This is a genomic window from Gordonia sp. HS-NH1 (assembly GCF_001418765.1).
In the GTDB taxonomy this organism is placed as follows: domain Bacteria; phylum Actinomycetota; class Actinomycetes; order Mycobacteriales; family Mycobacteriaceae; genus Gordonia.
Genome location: NZ_LIYC01000007.1, coordinates 27,294 through 46,455 on the forward strand (window position 1 = coordinate 27,294; position 19,162 = coordinate 46,455).

4 protein-coding genes are annotated in these 19,162 nt (G+C 70.9%); all 4 read right to left on the minus strand.

Annotated features, from left to right (window positions below; all coding sequences use genetic code 11):
• Window positions 1-15: 15 nt before the first annotated feature.
• On the minus strand, window positions 16-1,776 hold the full coding sequence (locus AMD30_RS07315; protein ID WP_055475176.1) for a DUF4012 domain-containing protein: 1,761 nt from the start codon (window positions 1,774-1,776) through the stop codon (window positions 16-18).
• Window positions 1,773-2,360: an arsenate reductase/protein-tyrosine-phosphatase family protein gene (locus tag AMD30_RS07320; RefSeq protein ID WP_055475177.1), complete on the minus strand. Its 588-nt coding sequence runs from the start codon at window positions 2,358-2,360 to the stop codon at window positions 1,773-1,775. Before AMD30_RS07320 ends, AMD30_RS07315 begins: the two co-directional genes overlap by 4 nt.
• Window positions 2,354-17,371, minus strand: coding sequence for a non-ribosomal peptide synthetase (locus AMD30_RS07325; RefSeq protein WP_055475178.1), 15,018 nt, complete (start codon window positions 17,369-17,371; stop codon window positions 2,354-2,356). The genes AMD30_RS07320 and AMD30_RS07325 overlap by 7 nt, the downstream gene beginning before the upstream one ends.
• Before the next feature lie 658 nt (window positions 17,372-18,029).
• The gene (locus AMD30_RS07330; protein WP_014925574.1) at window positions 18,030-19,094 is read right to left on the minus strand and encodes an LLM class F420-dependent oxidoreductase; all 1,065 of its coding nucleotides are present in this window, start codon (window positions 19,092-19,094) and stop codon (window positions 18,030-18,032) included.
• Window positions 19,095-19,162 lie beyond the last annotated feature (68 nt).

The following is a 19,162-nucleotide window of genomic DNA, read 5'->3' on the forward strand; positions in this document are numbered from 1 at the left end:
CCGCACGCGGGGACCCTACTGATCAGCCCCGCACGCGGGGACGTCGACCTTCACGGTCGGGTCGTCGACGAGCGGCTGGATCGGCACCTCGGCGTCGCCGTGGGCCGAGGTGGGCTCGTCGATCTTGAGGACGATCGTGGCGGTCTGCCCCGGCGCGATGCCCACGCGGGTCGAGTAGTACGGGCGGCCGTGCAGCGTCTGCTCGACGTAGAAGGCGCCGCCGTCGCCGAGGGTCATCTCCTTCAGCACCGCGCCCTTGGTCGCCAGGAACTCCACGTTGGCGAGGTTGGTGCCCTTCTTCACCGACAGTTCGGTGCCGAGGTTCCCGGCGACGTAGTCGGTGGTGTCGGTGGTGTCGAGCGTGTTGGTGAGTTTCACCGTGATCGTCGACTCCCGCGTGTCACCGTCACATCCACCCGAGGAGTAACTGATCTCACGCCGGAGGTAGTAATCCAGTTTCGTCCCCGACGCGTTGCCGACGGCCACCTGCAGGTAGGGCGAGGAGGTGTCGGAGATCTGGTGCCCGAGCTTGGTCGACTCCAGGATCCGCTGGTTGTCGGCGTCGGTGCTGTAGATCATGATCCGCCGCTCGTGGACACCGCGGCCGAGTGCCTCCAGCAGATCCCGGGTACTCCCGCCGGACGTGACGAGCTTGTTCACGACGGCCTGGGAGATGGACTGCAAGTAGTCTTTTCGCGCCGCGTTGTCGTCGGCGAAGCGCTGATAGGCCGTGGACAGGGTGATCGGGACGACGTTGTCGGCGGTGATCTTCTCGCGGCCCACCGACACCGGCCCGACGACCTCGAGGACGTACTTCAGCGCGATCGGGTCCAGCGCGATCGCCCCGTCGAGCTGCCGGCCGGTCTGTGCCCGCCAGTTCGCGAGCCAGATCTGCGCGGCGTCGGGGAAGTGGGCGCTGAGGTTGCCGTTCCGGAAGTCGGTGTAGGGCCGGTAGTACGAGTAGACGGCGTCGTACTCGGGTCCCAGGTTGATCTGCGGGGTCGCCGGGTCCCGGAACTCCGAATTGGCGCCGAGCTCGGGTATCGTCACGCGGCCCCCGGTCGCGTTCAGCACCGCGAAACCGCCGACGAGACCACCGGTTCCGCGCGCCTCGGACGGCGTCTGGAACGCCATGAAGTAGTTGCGGGGACCGTCGGCGCCCAGCATCGACGGGACGAGTTGGGCGGCGATGTTCGTCGCCTGCACCGTCGAATCGGCGGCATCGACCTGCTCGGCGAGCTGATCCCGGGCATCGGCCACCACGCCGAGCCAGCTCGGCTCGATCGCCGAGACCTGCGCGGCCACCTCCGCCGACTTCTCGGCGACCGACTGCAGGGCCGGCTGGGCCTCGCGCAACAGAGCCAGGTTCACGGTGTTCCCGGAACGCAGACGATTCGGGTCGAGCACGGTCGCGAGATCGGCGGCCGGCACCAGCACGTCACCCGAGAGCGCGGCCACCGCGTCGCTCATCTCCTGCACCGACTTCAGCGGCGAGCCGACGACCGGCACGGCCGCGGCCGCCGACCACAGAAAGCCGGAGCTCCGGTCCTCGGCGTCCTGGGCGCGCGCGGTCGCCGCCTCGGCGGCCTGCCGGGCACCGGCCTGATCACCGTCGAGCATCAGGGCCCGGGCCCGGCTCGCATCCGCCCGCACCGACTCCAGGTCGTCACGGACCTGGAACGCCGAGTACGCCAGCCACACCATGGCCGCCGCGACCAGCACCAGCAGGACCGCGACGATCTGGACCACGCGGTTGCCCGCCACCCGCCGGATCATCGGCCCTCCCCCGCGACCCGCTCGGTCGCGGATGAGGTGGCCTGTGCCGCCAGCCACGCGACCACCGCCGCCACCTTCGGCTCGACCTCGGCGAACACGCGGTCGAAGTCCTCGCGCGGCCGGCCCATCGGGTCCACGATGTCGAGCAGGTCGGAGTTGGGGTCGAGGCGCCCGCGACCGGCGATGATCTCCGGCAGCGCGCCGAGGTCGCACAGTGCGGCGAACTCGGTCAGCGTGAACACCCGCTTCCACCGCGCCGGCGCCATCTGCTGCGCCGCGGCACGGTGTTCGCGACTCATGCACAGCACCAGGTCGGACTCCACGAGCATCGGCGGACGGAGATACCGAGACTCGAATCCTGCGGCGTCGTAACCGTTCTCGACCAACACGGCCGAAGCGTGCGGATGGATGGGCTGGCCGTTGAGCGCTCCGACGCCGGCACTCGTCGACGTCACGGGGACACCCGCCCGGCCGGCGAGACCGGTCAGCACGCGTTCGCCGATCGGCGAACGGCAGATGTTCCCCGTACACACGAACAGGATCGACAACGGCGGCGCCGCCGTGTGATCGGATCCGGTCACCATTCCTCCTCGATTCTGCGGGCCACCCGCGCCATCACTTCCGACTGCCCCAACTGCGCATGCGTTGCGGCGGCGGACATCACGTCGACGACACCCACTCTGCCCGGATCGACCACCCGTACCCAGTTCTCCGGATCCGGGTTGTCCTGCGCCGCGACGTAGACGACCTTGCCGACATCGACGGGACGCAGGTCATAGCTGCGGGCCGCGGCGGCCAGGCGCCTCGTCCGGCCCTCGAAACGCCGCACCGCCTCGGGGTCGTGCCGCTCGGCCAGCTCCCGCAGCGGGTGGTCGGCGGCGCGCAGCTCCTCGTCGTCCACGGTCCCGAGTTCGGCCGGGGTACGGGAGTCCAGCAGCACCAGCAGCGCCACCTCCTCACCGAGTTCGACGAGCCGGCGGGCGATCTCGTGGGCGATCACACCACCGACCGACCATCCGACGAGCCGGTACGGTCCCTGCGGCTGGGTCGCCCGGATGGCCTCGACGTGCAGCTCCGCGATGCCCTCGACCGTCGGCGGGAGTTCCCGGCCGGGGAGTACGAGTTCGGGCAGTTGCAGGCCGAACACCGAGGCCGATCGCAGGGAGTCGCCCAGCACCCGGAACGGTTCGACGATGCCGGCCGCGGTGTGCACACACCAGACCTCCGGGCGCCGGGCCGAGGAGTCCGGTGACAGGGACACGACGCGTTGCGCCGGAAGCTCCACCCCGGCAGGCCCGTCCAATAGTCGGGCGACCTCGGCCGGTGTGCGGTGGCTGAACAGGTCCGCCGCGTCGAGGATGCGCCCGGTCCGGGCGGCGAGCTCGTCACGCAACTGCAGCAGGGCGAGCGAATGCCCGCCGGCGGCGAAGAAGTCGTCGTCCATCCCGACGTGTATCCCGGCACCGCCGTCGGCCGCGTCGAGACCCGCCGCATCGCGACCGAGTGCGGGCTGACCGAGGACGGTTCGGAAGGCCTCGAGAACCGCTGCCTCGGTGTCGTTCTCGGGGTCGCGCCGGGACTCCGACCAGATCGGCTCGGGTAGCCGTCTCGTGTCGATCTTGCCCGCACCGCTGAGCGGCAGGTCATCGAGTGCGACGATCCGGCTCGGCACCATGTGCCGCGGCAACGACGACCGGCACACGGCCTGGAGCTCGGCGAAAGGCACCGACGGCGACACCACGTAGGACACGAGGGCCGGCCCCACCGGGCCCTGCCGCAACACCGTCGCCGAACGTTCGGCGCCCGCCCGCACGAGCACCGCATCGATCTCGGCGGGCTCCACCCGCTGCCCGCGGATCTTGACCTGACGGTCCGCCCGGCCGACGTAGACCAGCTCACCGGTGTCGCGGTCCCACCGCACGAGGTCGCCGGTCCGGTAGCGCCGACCGCCGCCGGGGCCGGCGACGAAGTTCGCGGCGGTGAGCGCCGGGTCGCCGAGATAGCCCCGGGCGACTCCGGTTCCACCGATGTACAGCTCGCCCACGACGCCCGGCGGGACGTGGCGCAGCTGCGCATCGAGCACCTCGGCACCGATGCCGGGGCGCGGATGCCCCAGCCGGATCGGGTCGCCCCGGCGGTGGGCGCTGGTGGACACCGTCACCGTCGTCTCGGTGGGGCCGTAGATGTTGAGGACCTGCGCGTGTTCCGACCACGTCGTGGCGAGATCGGCCGACAGGGCCTCGCCGCCGATGTACACCAGTCGCAGCGCACCGATGGCCGCCGGGCGGAGGGTACGGATCACCGACGGTGTGGCGGTGAAGACGCTGACGCGCGTGTCGTCGAGGAACCGGGTGAGATCGTCCCCACCGGCGATCCCCGCGGGAACCACCACGAGGGTCGCGCCCGCCGCGAGCGGCAGCAACATGTCGTGGAACGTCGCGTCGAAGCCGGGACTGATGGCCATCCCGACCCGGTCGGTCGGTTCGACGTCTCCGAGCGAGGCCACCCGGTGGACTCCCCGATGGGTCACGCCGACGACGTTCGGGGTGCCGGTGGTACCCGATGTGGTGATGATGTAGGCCAGCGCGTCCGGTGACACCGGCGTGACCGGTTCGGACACCACCGGTTCCGTCGGTTGTCCGGGTATGTCGGCGGGCGTGAGCACACTCGCGCCCGCACCGGAGACCACATGATCGATCCGGGCCGCGGGGTAGGTGACATCGACCGGTACGCACACGCCGCCGATTCGGCTGACCGCCCAGATCGCGACCACCGACTCGATCGACCGCGGCACCACCACCGCCACCGCGTCGCCGGCGCCGAGGCCCCGCTGCCGCAACGCGCGCGCGGTCACCGACACCCAGCCGTCGAGCTCGCGGTAGGTGAGCGACCTGCTCTCGTCGGCGATCGCGGGACGGTCCGGGAACGTCGCGACGGCTTCGGTGAGGAGCTCGGCGAGCAGCGGTTCGGCCCCCGTCACCGATGACGACCGCGCACGGCTGGCGACGAAGCGCCGCTCCGCGCCGGTGAGCGGTTCGATCGACGCGAGGCGGCGCGCGGGCTCCCCGACCACCGCGGCGACCGCCGCGACCAGGCGCTCGCCGAGGGCGCGTATCGCGCTCTCGTCGAACAGTTCCCGGCCGTGGTCGACACGCAACCGCCAGCCGCCCGCGTCGGGTACCGCCACGACGTGGATGTCGAACTCGCTGCGCGGCAGCGTCCACGCGTCGGCCGAATCGGCGTCCGCGGGAACCGAATCCGACATCGGCGGCTCCGGCGCGCCGGCCGGGTCCGCGAGCGAGAACGCGACCTGCACCAGCGGATGGCGTCCGGGGACGCGCGGCGGATCGATCAGTGCGACAACATCGTCGAACGCGATGGCCGCGTGATCGAGGGCCGCGAGGTCGTCGTCGCGGACGCGTGCGATCAGCTCGCCGACCGTCATGCCGGGGACGACCCGGGTGCGCAGCACGACGGTGGAGATGAGCATGCCCACCGTTCCGGCGGTGCCGGAGTCGCGACGCATGGACGCCGGTGTGGCCAGGGCGATGTCGTCGGACCCCGACTGAACCGCGAGGGCCAGCACCACGGCCGCGTGCAGGATGTGGAACTCGCTCGCGTGCGCCCGCCGCGCAGCCGACGACACCGCCTGCCCGACATCGCCGTCCAGCGGATACTCGATGGTCGAGGTCCGGAGGTCACGAACGGCGGGCCGTCGCTGCGCGAGATCGAGTTCCCCGCTGTGCCCCTCGAGTGCACGACGCCAGAAGTCCAGCAGATCGGCCCGGGACCGCTCTTCGTCGGCCACCATCTGTCGGGCGACCGTCGCGAATCCGGTCGGTGCCGGACCGAGTTCGAGGCCGGCGAGGAGGAGTCCGAGCTCGCGCTGCACGATGGCGGCGGACTCGCCGTCCATCGCGATGTGGTGCGCGATCATCACGACCGCCACCGGGGTGAGCTGGTCGTCGCCGGTGACCAGCCACACCCGAACCGGCGGCTCGCCGGTGAGATCGAAGGGCTCCCCGAGCATCCCGATGCCCGCGGCGGTCGCGAGCTCGGTCGTACTCACCCGCTGCAGGGACGGTCGCCATGCCCCGAGAACCCGCTGACGGGGTCCGTCCGGGGTCGCGAGATACCGGGTACGCAGCGCCGGATGGCGGTCGACGAGCGTCTCGACGGCGGTGATCACCGCAGGTTCACCGGTACCCGCGGGGGTGGGCACCACCACGGGCACCGCGTAGATCGGCACGGCGCCCAGCATCTGCGCGCCCACCCACATCCGACGCTGCGTCGGGGCGAGCGGCAGGTCGCCGAGGTCGGTCTCGGGCACGGCCGTGTCCGTCCGGTGCGACACCGTCGCGTCCATCGGCGCCGATGCCGAGGCAACCCGGGTGGATTCCTCGTCGGGAAGGTCCGACACCGCCTGCGCGAGGGCGACCGGGGTGGGGTTCTCGAAGAGCAACCGGGTGGGCACGCGGACGCCGAGACGACGCCCCAGAGCGGAGGTCACCCGGGTGGCCGACAGCGAGGTCCCGCCGAGCGTGAAGAAGTCGTCGGTGTCCCCCACCGACCCCGGCGTCACCTCCAGCACCTCGGACATCACCTCGGTGATCGCCACGACGAGCGAGGTCGGGGACGCTCCGCGCGAGGACGGAAGCGACGACGCGGATACCGACCTGCCGGCGTTCGACGTTCCCGGCAACCGTTGCGCCACAGATGCTTCGGTCAGCGGACCGGTGGCCCCCGGGAACGGTTGCTCGGCGTCGCCGGCGGCGGCGAGCACGAATCTGCGGAAGTCGTCGAGCAGGGTGCGGGCGACGTCGGCCGGGACGGCTGCGGAGTGCACGACGGTGATGTGCAACTCGTCGTCCCGTTCGGCGAGGACGACCTCGATGTCGAACTTGGCGTCGACCGTGGCCGTGAACTCCGGGATCAGGGTGGCCACCACGGAATCCGCCCCGGTTCCCGGATGATTCGACGACGGACCGGCGAGCACGACCTCGCCCGACGACTGGGGCACGACGTCCTGGTTGACCAGCAGCACCGAGATCAGCGGATCCCCCGCGGCCCGACCGTCGGGGCGGACCGTGCGGGCGACGTCCTCGTAGGGGACCTCGCTGTGGGGCTGGGCGGCGAGGGCGGCATCGCGTGCCCGCTCGACGGCCTCGCGGATCGTCAGGTCCGGATGCAGGCCGGTCCGCAGTGCGACGGTGTTCACGAACATGCCGACCACCGACTCCCACTCTGGCGCAAGCCGGCCGTGCACCGGTACGCCGATCAGCAGGTCCCACTCACCGGTCCACTGCCCCAGCACCGTCGCGAGCGCGGCGTGGGCGACCTGGAAGATGCTCGCCGACAACGTCTTCGCGGTCTGGTGCAGGGCATCGGTCCCCACGATGGTGGTCGACAGTCGCCCGGTGGCGCCGCCTCGTACCGCCTCGTGGAGATCGGGGTCGTCACCGTCGAGGTCGACGCTGCCCGGCAACCGGAGGGGCCCGGGGGCATCGGCGAGAGTCGAGGCCCAGAACCGCAGCTCCCGCGCGTATCTGCTGTGCGGATCGGACGGATCGCCGAGCCGTGCGATCTGCCATTGAGTGAAATCTGCGTACGTGAACGCCTCGTCGGCGGGCACCGACAGCCGCTGGCCGTCGTACGCGCGGAGGAGGTCGGTGAGCAGCACCCGGATCGACCACCCGTCGATCGCGATGTGGTGCAACACCGCCGCCAGATGCGTGTGGGGGTCCTCGGCCGAGTCGAGTTCGAAGACCGCGGCCCGGAACCCCGACTCGGACTCGAGGTCGAAAGGCCTGCGCAGGAAGTCGTCGATCTGTCGGCGGAGCCCCTCGGGACCCGCCTCGGCCGCGACGAGGCGATGTCGCAGCACCGGACTCCGGTGCTCGATCCGGCGTTGCCGCGGACCCGACGGCGAATCGGGATAGACGGTCCGGAGGACGGCGTGCGCCGCCACCACCTCGTCGACCGCCTTCCGCAGGCGGGCGAGGTCGACGCGGCCACGGATCCGGAGCACGACGGGAACGTGGTAGGCAGTCGAACGCGGATCGAAATGGTGGTGGATCCACATGCGCCGCTGCGGATATGCCAACGGCAACAGCTCCGGCACCGGCAACCTCGCGGGCGCCGGCTCGGACGCCGATCCCCCTGCGGTGTCGCGGATATCGTCGACGCGCCGGGCGACCCCGGACAGCGTGCGCGCCTCGAAGATCACGCGGACCCCGATGTCCGCGCCGGTCGCCGCGGTCAGCCTCGACGTCACCTGCGTGGCCGACAGCGAGGTGCCCCCCTCGGCGAAGAAGTCGGAATCGGCGTCCAGGGACTGCACGGGACGTCCGAGGACCTCCGCCCACACCGTGGACACCAGCTCTTCGGTGACCCCCGACGGCTGACGCCCCGCACGGGCCGTCGGACTCCCTGTGGTGCCGGCGAAGTCAGGATCGGGCAACGCGGCCACGTCGACCTTGCCGTTACGCCCGATCGGCAGCGCGGACGCCGGCACGAAAGCACTCGGTATCATGCTGCGCGGCAACAGGTGTGCCAGTTGCCGTGGCAGGTCCGCGACCTGGCCGCCGTCCTCGGCCACCACCCACGACACCAGGATCTTCTCCCCCGACGGGCTGGTCCTCGTCGCGGTCACCGACGTCGCGACACCGGGCAGCCCCGACAACGCCGCGTCGACCTCGCCCGGTTCCAGACGCACGCCGCGGATCTTCACCTGGTCGTCGGTGCGACCGTGGATCACGAAGGTGCCGTCGGGACGGCGATGGACGAGGTCGCCGGTCCGGTACATCCGCCCGCCGTCGACGCGGGGATCGGCGACGAACCCGCGCGCCGTGGCGGCCGGATCGTCGAGATACCCACGCGCCAGGCAGTTCCCGGCGAGGTAGAGCTCACCGACCGTGTGATCGGGAACCGGCCGCAGCGCATGATCGAGCACGTACATGCCGACGCCCTGCAGAGGCACCCCGATGTGTACCGGCCCGCTCGCCGCGCTCCCGTATCGCGCGCTGCTCACCGCGACCGTGGCCTCGGTGGGGCCGTACTCGTTGCTCAGCGTGTGCTCGACCGTCCAGTCCCGGACCAGCCCGGCGCCGAGCGCCTCACCGCCGACCGCCACGTGCCGGACGCCGGGCAGTTCGTCCGGGCTCAGGGTCGCCAGCACCGACGGCGTGGTCAGCAGGACGCTCACGCGTTCGGCGTCCACGAACTCGGCGAGCTCGTCGGCTGCGATGACGCCGGGCGGGCACACGACGATGGCCGCGCCGGCGACCCGAGGCGGCACGAGACCCATCAGGTGCGCGTCGAATCCGGTTGCGTACGTGTGCAATACCCGGTCGGACTCGTCGAGTCGGAGACGGGCCACGGTGTCCCGCGCCCAGTCGGAGAGACCCCGATGGGTCACCTGGACCCCCTTGGGCAGTCCGGTGGTTCCCGACGTGAAGGTGATGTAGGCGACGTCGTCCACCGACAGCGGCCGCACCCGCTCGGCGGTGTCGAACGGCGCCGGGTCCGAGGCGTCCGTGCCGGAATCGACTGCATCGGCGAGCAACTCGTCGAGCACGAGAACCGGCACGCTCGCGGGTACCGACTCTGCCGTCGCCGCGAGGGTGAGGACCGCGCGGGGCCGGCACCGCTCGATGATCATCTGCCGCCGCCCCGCGGGGTCCGCGGGATCGACGTTGACGAAAGCCGCACCCGCTCGGGCCACCGCGGTGGTCGCGATGACGCCGAAGGACGAGCGAGGCAGCAGTGCGACGACCACGTCACCCGGGCCGATCCCCGAATCGATCAGCGCGCGTGCGGCGAGCGTCGTCAAGCGGTCCAGCTCGGCGTTGGTGAGCGCGGAACCGGATCCGGGGACACGATGACGGCGATCGACGATCGCGATCGCCTGCGGATCACCGACGAGTCCCGCGGTCAGCAGCTCGTCGAGCGTCTCGGGACCGCGAGACGCGTTCTGGGCGTCGAGATCCGGCAGGGACGGGGCCGACCGGGCGGGGGCGAGCAACTCGGCGACCGGGCTGAGCGGCTCGCGCACCCCGCGCCGGATCGTCTCGACCACGAGGTCGCACAACGCATCCAGCCGCGCCGCGCTCGCCACCGCACCCGTGCACGCCATCGTCAGATGGAGTGCGCCGTCGCGGCGGAACATCGACACGTCCACCCCGAACAGCGGGACACCACCGAAGGGGATGCCGCCAGAAGCACTGTCCCCGGACGAGATGACCCCGGGTGAGATGACCTCGACCCCCGACGGGCTCACCGCCACGAGCTCGTCCGGGACGCTGCCGAACGAGACCTCGAACAGCGGCGTACCCGCCTTGACGCGTTCGGGGTCGGCGATCTCGGTGATCTCGGTGAGCGGGAGATCCGCGTGCGCGAACGCGCCGAGGTCGACCGCGGTGACCGCGGCCAGGAGGTCGACGAACCGAAGGTCGAGGTCGATCGGGGTGTGCAGCGGAACGGCACGGGCGAACAGTCCCGGTACGTCGAGCAGCTGCGGATCGATGCGCCCGGACAGTGCCGTGCCGATCGTGACGACGTCGGTGCCGGCCTGTCTCGCCAGAACCGCCGACAGCGCGGTGTGCACGACGATGAAGGGCGTGCTCTGTCTCGTCACGGCGAGCCCGTCGAGTACCTCGGTCTCGGTGCGGTCGAGGGTCCGGAGCGCGCGGTGCACCACCATCTTCTGGTCCGGGGAGGACGGGTGAGTGGCCCCGGGGTCGAGCTCCGGCAGGCGCAGCGGTTCGACGGCACGATCGAACGCGGAGACCCAGTGCGCGACGAGCTCGTTCCGCCGCGCGGCCAATGTCCCGGCCCGCCACGCCGAGTACTCCCGGTAGTCGACTCCGCCGGCGGCCGGGAGTGTCCCGGCCAGTGCCGACTCGAGTTCTGCGAACAGGATCGGAAACGACTCACCGTCGACCGCGATGTGATGCGCGACGACGAGAAGCCAGGTCTGGCCGGCCATCTCGCAGATGCGCACCCGCCAGGGCAGCTCGGCGGCCAGGTCGATCGGGGCGTGCAGTGCACCCAGCGTCGCGGCCAATGACTCGTCGTCCGCGACCGGGACCGTCGTCGCCAGTTCGGCTTCCAGGACATCGAGGACGTCCTCGTCGCGGAGGCGGTGCTGCACCGGCCCGTCGACACCGACCGGGAACACGGTGCACAACGCGTCGTGTCGCGTCACGATCTCGACGAGGGCGCGGCGGAGAGCGTCCGGGCGTGCGTCGACCGGGAGCGCGAGCGGCATCAGGTAACCGGTGAAGTCCGGTTGGGTGCGCCACCGGAGCCACAGGTCCATCTGTTCGGGGGTGAGCGGCAGATCCGCACCGGCCACCGGAGTCACGAAGCCGGCGAGACCGGAGCGGACACCGTCGACGGCGCGGCCGGTCTGCGCCGCGGTCTCGAGGTGCGCGGCGAGCGCGGCGACCGTCGGGTGCGCGAAGACGTCGGCGACGGTGACGTGATTGCCTGCTCCGGCCAGGGCGGCCGCGAGCCGCGCCGCCGACAGCGAGGTACCCCCGGCCGCAAAGAAGTTGGTGTCCGCGGCGACGTCGGCATCGGTCCCGATCACCGCGCGCATGGCGTCCGCGATGGACTGCTCGACCGGCGTCAGCGCCCGCGACGACCTCGCGGCGGCCTCGGGGAGCATGCCGGTGAGGCGGCGGCGGTCGAGCTTGCCGGTCGGCGTCATCGGCCAGCCGTCGACGATCGCGACCCTGGCCGGAACCATGTGGCCGGGAAGGATGTTCGCGCAGAACCCGAGGATCTGTTCCTCGTTCAGGGCGTCCAGGACGTCGAAGTCGGCGAGACCGTCCTCGGTGACGAACGCGAGAAGCCGTTCGTCACCGTTCCGGTTCCCCGGATCCACCAGCACACGCGCGTCGCCGACGCCGGGCACGTCACGAAGCGCGGACACGATCTCGCCGAGTTCGATGCGGTGACCGCGGATCTGGACCTGGTCGTCGGTGCGGTCGAGATAGACCATGCGGCCACCGGCGATCTCGCGCACGCGGTCTCCGGTTCGGTACATCCGTCGTCCGGTACCACTCGGATCCGCGACGAATCTCGATGCGGTGGTCCCCGGTGCGTTGTGGTAGCCGAGGGTGACCTGATCGCCGCTGACGTACAGTTCGCCGACGGCGCCGACCGGGACCGGGCGGAGGTCGCGGCCCAGGATCGTCATCGCGACACCGTCGAGCGGGACGCCGATGTCGCTGCGATCGTCGTCGACGTCGACCTCGGTGGCCGTCAGGTGCACGGTCGTCTCGGTGATGCCGTACATGTTGACCAGCGCGACCTCGGGATGGGCGGCCGCCCAGTTCCGTAACAGGGCCGGCGACAACGGTTCCCCGCCGAAGACGACGGTCCGCAGCGCCGTCGGTCGAGAGTGCGGGACGGTGGCGGCCACCGACGGGTCGATGAGGTTGCCGAACGCCGTCGGGGTCTGTGAGCAGACGGTGACCCCGTACCGGTCCATCGCCGAGCCCAGCAGCCGTGGGTCGAGGACCGTCTCGCGCTCCAGCACGACGACGGAGCCGCCGGAGGCCAACGGGCCCAGGATCTCCCAGACCGAGAAGTCGAACGCATAGGAGTGGACCCAGCTCCACACGTCGTGATCGGTCGCCGCGATCGTGTCCAATGCGGCGCCGAGCATCGCCGCCAGGTTCGTCCGGGTCACCATCACGGCCTTCGGGGCACCGGTGGACCCGGAGGTGTGGATCACATAGGCCCCGCCCGGGACAGGTAGTGCTCGCACCTCTTCCGCGGCCGGGCGGACCTCGACCCCGGTCTCGATGAACGCGGCGGGGGCGGTGGCGGCCACGATCAGTTCGGTCCGGGACGGTGGGTCGCCGGGTTCGATCGGCACGTACACCGCGTCGGCCATCAGCACCGCGACGATGGCGATCACGGTGTCGGCACTCCGCGGGAGGATCAGGGCCACCCGATCCCCCGGCCGCACACCGTTCTCGCGCAACCTGTTCGCGACGGTCTCGGCGCGGTCGAGCAGTTCCTGGTAGGTCAGGGTCGTGTCACCGGCGATCACCGCCGTGGCCTCCGGCCGGGTCTCCGCCCGGCGCCGCAGTGCGTCGATCGGGTCGACGGGTGTGGTCCGCCGGGCCGCCCGGTCGGGTCGCGCCCGACCGGCCGGGGCCGGCACGCATCGGGCGACGACCGACTCCGGCGGCGCGATGCCGATCGCCACGACCGTCTCGACGAAACGATCCAGCAGATGCTCGGCGACGACAGTGTCGACTCGGCCGCCGGCGACGGTCAGCACGACCGACAGGCCATCCGGTTCTTCGAAGACGGTGAATTCCAGGGCGGTTCGTGCCTGCCCGCTCGGCAGCGTCTCGACATCGGCGAAGACGGCTGCCCCGGGGAGATCCGGCCGGGAGGCGTGGTAGGCGAAGATGACATCGGCGAGCCCGGTCGGCGCCGCGTCGGCGTGCGTGATCGCCGCGGTGAGGTCCGCTCCGACGCGGGCGAGGGCCTCCGCGACACCGCTGTGCCGCACGCCGGTGGTCCGCACCGGAACAGTCTCGACGAACATGCCCACCGGACGGAGTTCCTCGGTGGTGAACCGCCCCGCCACCGGCACCGACATCACGAGATCGTCGGAGTCCGTGTACTCCGCCACGGTGGCCGAGAGGGCCACGCACAGCAGGGTGTTCAGCGTCGTCCCGGCGTCCCGTGCACGAGTGGCGGCACTCTCGCGGGCGGCGAGACCGATGGTGCGGCGCAGGATGGTCGCCGGACCGGAGGTGAGCCCCGCCGGCAGCGTCCGCGCCGGTTCGGGCAACGCGATGCGGGCGGGGGCCTCACGCATCACCTTCGCCCAGTGGACTTCTGCCGCCGGATCGGTCACGTGCGGCCGTGCCTCGAGTACGGCGCCGAAACCCACGGCATCCTCGGCCCACACCGGCTCCGCGCCGTCGAGACGGGCGCGCAGCGCGTGCGCGAAGTCATCGACGACGATGTGCAGTGACCACTCGTCGATCGCGATGTGGTGGGCGACCAGGACGAGCTCGGTGCGTCCGCCGGTCTCGTCGACGATCGCGCGCCAGGGCAGATCCACCGTCAGGTCGAACGGGGCCGAGACCGCGAGTTCGACGCCCGCGGCGTCGAGTGTGGCCGCACTGATCGGCACGGCGGCACGTGCTTCGTCGACCGTGCGGACGACCGCGACCGGCTCCCCGCCGGCGTCGGGATACACCGTCCGCAGCGCCTCGTGCCGGGCCGCGACATCGACGAGGGCGGCCCGCACGACGTCGGCCGCGATGTTCTCGGCGAGGACGAGGCGCACCGGGAGGTGATAGACGGTTGCGTGCATGTCGGCGCGGTTGAGCAGCCAGATCTCCTGCTGCGCACGGGTCGGGCGGTAGCCGTCGGCACCCGGGGTTCCCGGTGACTCCCCCGGTCCGATGCGGCGCGGCGCGGAGGCCTCGAGGACCGCGGCGAGTTCGGCGAGAGTCGTGACATCACCGAGATCGCGCACGCTCACGACGACCCGGAGCGTGTCGCCGAGGTACGTCGCCAGCTGCATGAACCCCAGCGAGGTGGCGCCGAGCTGGACGAGTTCGTCGTCCATCGACGGATCGGGTACGCCGAGAACGTCCGTCACCGCCTCGGCGACGGCGATCTCGATCGGTGTCGACGGACGACGCTGCGCGGCACGCGGTTCCGGAACCGCCGCGATCAGCGGGGCGGCGGCGGATCGATCGACGACGCCGTTCCGGTCGAGGGGCACCGAATCCAGGATGGCCACCCGGCGCAACCACTGCACGGCCGGCAGCTCGGCATTGACCCGGCGCCGTACCGCGGCCCGAACCCGTTGCGGGTCGCGACTTTCCGCTGCCCCCGTCACGCCGGGTCCGGTCTGCGCAAGGCGCACCGCGATCCCGACACCGTCGTCGAGTACCGCCGCGGTCGCCGCCGCGACACCGGGAACCTCGGTGGCAGCACGCTCGAGGAGCGCGAGATCGACGCGGACGCCGTCGATCTCGACGACATCGCCGGATCGGTGATCGATGACGAGGTCACCCGTCCCCGGTTCCCGGTGGCCCTTGTCCCCGGTGGCCACCATGCGCCGACCGGGCTGCCACGGACAGGCGACGATCATCGTCGCGGTACGCGCCGGATCGCCGGCGAAGTACTGCGGCGCACCGCTTCCCACGACGTAGACGTCACCGGTGATCCCGGGGGGAAGGGGACGAAGCCGGTGGTCGAGGATCGCGACGTCGACCCCTGGCCGCGGCCGCCCACTCGGCAACGGCCGATCGATCGGCTGATCCGGCCGGATGCGTTCCGTCGCGGTGAAGGGCCCCAGCATGCCCCCCGGACCGTAGGTGCTCCGCAGGTCCCGTCCGAAAGCGTGCCGGACGGTCGGGGCAGGCGCGGTGCCGGAGTCGACGACCAGCACGGTCGTCGCATTGCCCGGCACCCCGTCGGCGAAAATCCCGGAGGGGACGATTCCGTGCGTCGCCAGGTCGGCGTCCGGGTCGACGAGTCGCAGCCCGTGCGCGGCACACGCGACGATCTCGAGATGCGCCGCCCAGGAGGCCTTCGGTGCCGTGCACGCGAGTCGCCCATAGCCCGGGTCGGATGCGGCCGAGGCGAACACGCCGTCGGCGATGAGCCGCGCAACCGCCCGCTGTGTCATGGCGGCGACTCCCGCCGCCCCGACCACGAAGCACGCGGTGTCGTCCGGACGGGGCGCCGGGTATCCGGCCGCCGGCGCGACGCCGGACAGTCCGGCGAGCGTGTGCACGTCGCCCGCGCGGACACCGACCGGCGGGTCGGCGTCGTCGTCACCGATCACCAGCACCGAGCCGGCGGATGCGCCGATCGCATCCGGGATAGGTTGCGGCGCTGAAGGATCGAGCAGGAGTGCCGCGGCACCCGAGGCGGCGACGGCCCACCAGGCCAGCAGCCGGTCGGCATCCGACGCGACCGCGATGGCGACCGTGGCCCCGGGACGCGCACCGAGGGTGCGCAGCTGTGCGCCGAGTCGGCGCGCACGGGCGTGCAGTTGCTCGAAGGTGAGCAGCGCCGGTGACGACGTTCCGGGGAACTCGACAGCAGGCTCGTGCCGGCGACGGGCAGCGACGTCGGAGACGGCGTCCCAGACCGTGTCCGGGGCCTGGTCGAGTACCTCGCCCTCCGACGACACCCGGTACGAACCGTCATCGGGGAATCGCAGCGGGAGGTCGTCGACCCGGGTGTCCGGGGCGTGGAGGAATGCGTCGGCGAAAGTGTCGAGCATCGACAGGAATTGAGCATGGTGTTCGGCGACCTCGGCGTCGTCGTACCGGTTGGGATTCGCCTCGACGCCGATCATCAGCGAGGAGTCCTGGTCCTCGCCGGGTACCGGGTAGATGTTGATCGTCAGATCGTCGGCCGGGCCCACGGTCAGGATGTGGAACGTGGCCCGCGCCTGCCCGCAAGGGAATTCGCGCTCGAACAGCATCAGGTTGAGCATCGGACCAGAACGTTCCTGGGCCGCCGTCCGCGGCGTCGCCCCGGAGGACTCGTCGCCGGCGACGTCGGCCCAGATGTCCTCGCCACGGTAACGCTGATGCCGCAGCGCACCCATGAGTGCGGCCTGGGTGGTCTGTAGCGCGTCGGCGACCGTGCCCGCTCCGGTGACCCCGGTCCGCAGCGGCACGATGTTGGCCACCGGCAGCGGTGTGGCCCGCAGCGCCGCGGTCGTCCGCGCGGCGACCGGGAACTGGAAGATGACCTCGTCGCCCTGTGCGGCCGCCCGGCCGAGGTAGGCGGCGAAAGCGGCGACGAGCACGTTCGGCAACATCGTCGAACCACGGTGCGCGGCCTCCCGCAGCCTCGCCATGGTGGCGGGCGGCACCGCGGACGCGACGCGTCGGGCCACCGCGGTCGGACGCCCCGGACGGTGTGCCAGCGTCGCGGCGATGCCGACGCCCGCCATGTTCTCCCGCCAGTACGCGCGGTCGGTGCCGAAACGCTTCGACTCGCGATACTCGGCGTCGGCCCGGGCCGGCAGATCCAGATCGACCGGCTTCTGCGGCGGAGCGGGTTCGCCGGTCACCGCCGCGTCATAGGCCGCCAGGGCCTCGACCATCCGGTCCTTGCCGCCCATACCGTCCGAGAGCAGGTGATGTCCCCGGTTGTAGACCAGCGACTTGTCGTCGGACAGCCGGAACAGGCACCCGCGCGCGGTCCGGTCCACGCGCGGATCGAGCGGACGCGAATAGTCCTGCGCCATCATCTCCTCGGCGACGGCACGCGGATCCGGTCGGTCACGGAGATCGATGATGTCCGCCCAGTAATGCAGGCCGGGGTCGTACACGCCGACCAGACCGTCGTCGGTGTCGACGAACCGGAGCTGGGTGAACTGCGCGCGCTGCACCACCTCGCTGGTCGCGCGCACGAACAAGTCGGCGTCGATGGGACCGTCGATCTCGACGTACTGGGCGACGTTGATCGGCACATCGAGCGCCGCCTGCTGGGTGAACCACAGCGATCGCTGGGCGGCGCTGAGCGCGAAGGGCCGCGGAGAGTTCGGCGCCGCCGTGTCGGGATCGGGCGAGTTGTTCATGCGACGTCCCGGCGTTCGCACCTACGGCCGGAAAGACCCGGGCTCACGGGCCGGGCCGACCGTCTGATCCCCCCGGTCCCTGAACTGCCATTGTCGGCGCCGTGTTCATCAGGCCCGCTCGCTGCGCCGAACAAAAGAGATCGCGCACGCCGCCACACCCCGACGTACACGAAAAAGACATGCGTCGGCCACGAGATCGAAACACGGGCGCCGTCGAATTCAACGCCTTGCCTCACCACTCACCATGTGCCGCCCTCTTGTCACGCCGCCCGCCGGTCGCGTCGTGAATTCTCACATCGACGCCTCACCGGGACGAACGGTCATTTCCCGACACCGTCATCACATCAGCCGCGTCGACCGAAACCGACGCGCGCCGAGCGGATGACAAGAGCCTATGGGACGGGTAGTCGGCTCACAACTCGGGGGCGAGCACCATTGCGGGCATTATTCGGCACAGCGGGAATAGCATTTCCTGCGAGCTGGGTGGATCTGTCGATAACCCATTAATCAGCCCCGGTGAATTCACGTTCACGGACCATCGTCGAAGTGTGGTGAAATGTCGCGGAATTGCACCCGAACAGCGAATGGCCGGAGAAACGAAAACGACGACCTGTGACAGCAGGCCGCCGCATTCGGATCAACTGCACGAGGAACGAGATCAGCCCCCGAAGACGTCGCGCAGCTGCTCGACCTCGGCGACACGCTCGGCGTGGGTCGGCGCGGTGGGCGAGGCGAGGATGCACGTGACGCCGGCTTCGCGGAACGCCGCGACCCGCTCGGCCACCTGGGCCTTGGAACCGATCAGCGACATCGACGTGACGAGGTCCTCGGGAACCGCAGCCGCGGCCTCCGCCTTCTTGCCGTCCAGATAGAGGTCCTGGATCAGCTTCGCCTCGTCGACGTAGCCGTAACGGACGGCGAGCTGGTTGTAGAAGTTCTTGCCGCGCGCGCCCATCCCGCCGATGTACAGGGCGGCGTGATGACGCACGAGCTGCTTGGCGTTGTCGATCTGCTCGGCGTCGTCGGAGATGCGCGCGGTGGCCTGCACGACGATGCCCAGATCGCCCAGCGACGCATCCCGCTTGGCCTTGCCCGCCGCGAGCGACTCACCGAAGGCCGCGTCGATCTGCTCCGGGTGGAACAGGATCGGCTGCAGCTCGTCGAACATCTCGGCGGCGAGTTCGATGTTCTTGGGGCCGATGGCGGCGAGGAGCAGCGGGATGTTGTCACGCACCGGGTGGTTGATGATCTTCAGCGGCTTACCCAGCCCCGAACCGCCGTGCTCCTCGTCGAGCGGCAGCGTGTAGTGCTTGCCCTGGTAGTTCAGCTTCTCGCGGCGCCAGACCATCCGGCAGATCTCGGCGTGCTCGCGGGCGCGACCCAGCGGGTAGTCGTACTTGACCCCGTGGAATCCCTCGATCACCTGCGGACCCGACGCGCCGATGCCGAGCACCGCCCGGCCGCCGCTGATGTAGTCGAGGCCGGCCGCGGTCATCGCCAGGTTGGTGGGCGTACGCGAGTACATCGGGAGGATCGCGGTCTGCAGTTCCATGGTTTCGGTCTTGGCCGCGATGTAGCCGAGCTGGGAGACGGCGTCGAAGCTGTAGGCCTCCGGGACCGCGATGCGCTGCACGCCCGCCGCTTCGAAGTCCGCGAGGTTGTTGATGGTCTCGCGGAAGTCCCCCGCGTAGTTGATCGGCATGCCCAGCTTCATCGATGTCATGCCGTCGGATTCTTCCACAGGGACGCCCGGTTTCCGAGAGTCTGTTGAACGTCCGATAGGTAAGCCCC

What these genes read in the sequence shown, in the direction of transcription:
- AMD30_RS07315 (WP_055475176.1), bottom strand. Translation starts at nt 1,776, where the DNA reads ATGATCCGGCGGGTGGCGGGCAACCGCGTGGTCCAGATCGTCGCGGTC.
- AMD30_RS07320 (WP_055475177.1), bottom strand. Translation starts at nt 2,360, where the DNA reads ATGGTGACCGGATCCGATCACACGGCGGCGCCGCCGTTGTCGATCCTG.
- AMD30_RS07325 (WP_055475178.1), bottom strand. Translation starts at nt 17,371, where the DNA reads ATGAACAACTCGCCCGATCCCGACACGGCGGCGCCGAACTCTCCGCGG.
- AMD30_RS07330 (WP_014925574.1), bottom strand. Translation starts at nt 19,094, where the DNA reads ATGACATCGATGAAGCTGGGCATGCCGATCAACTACGCGGGGGACTTC.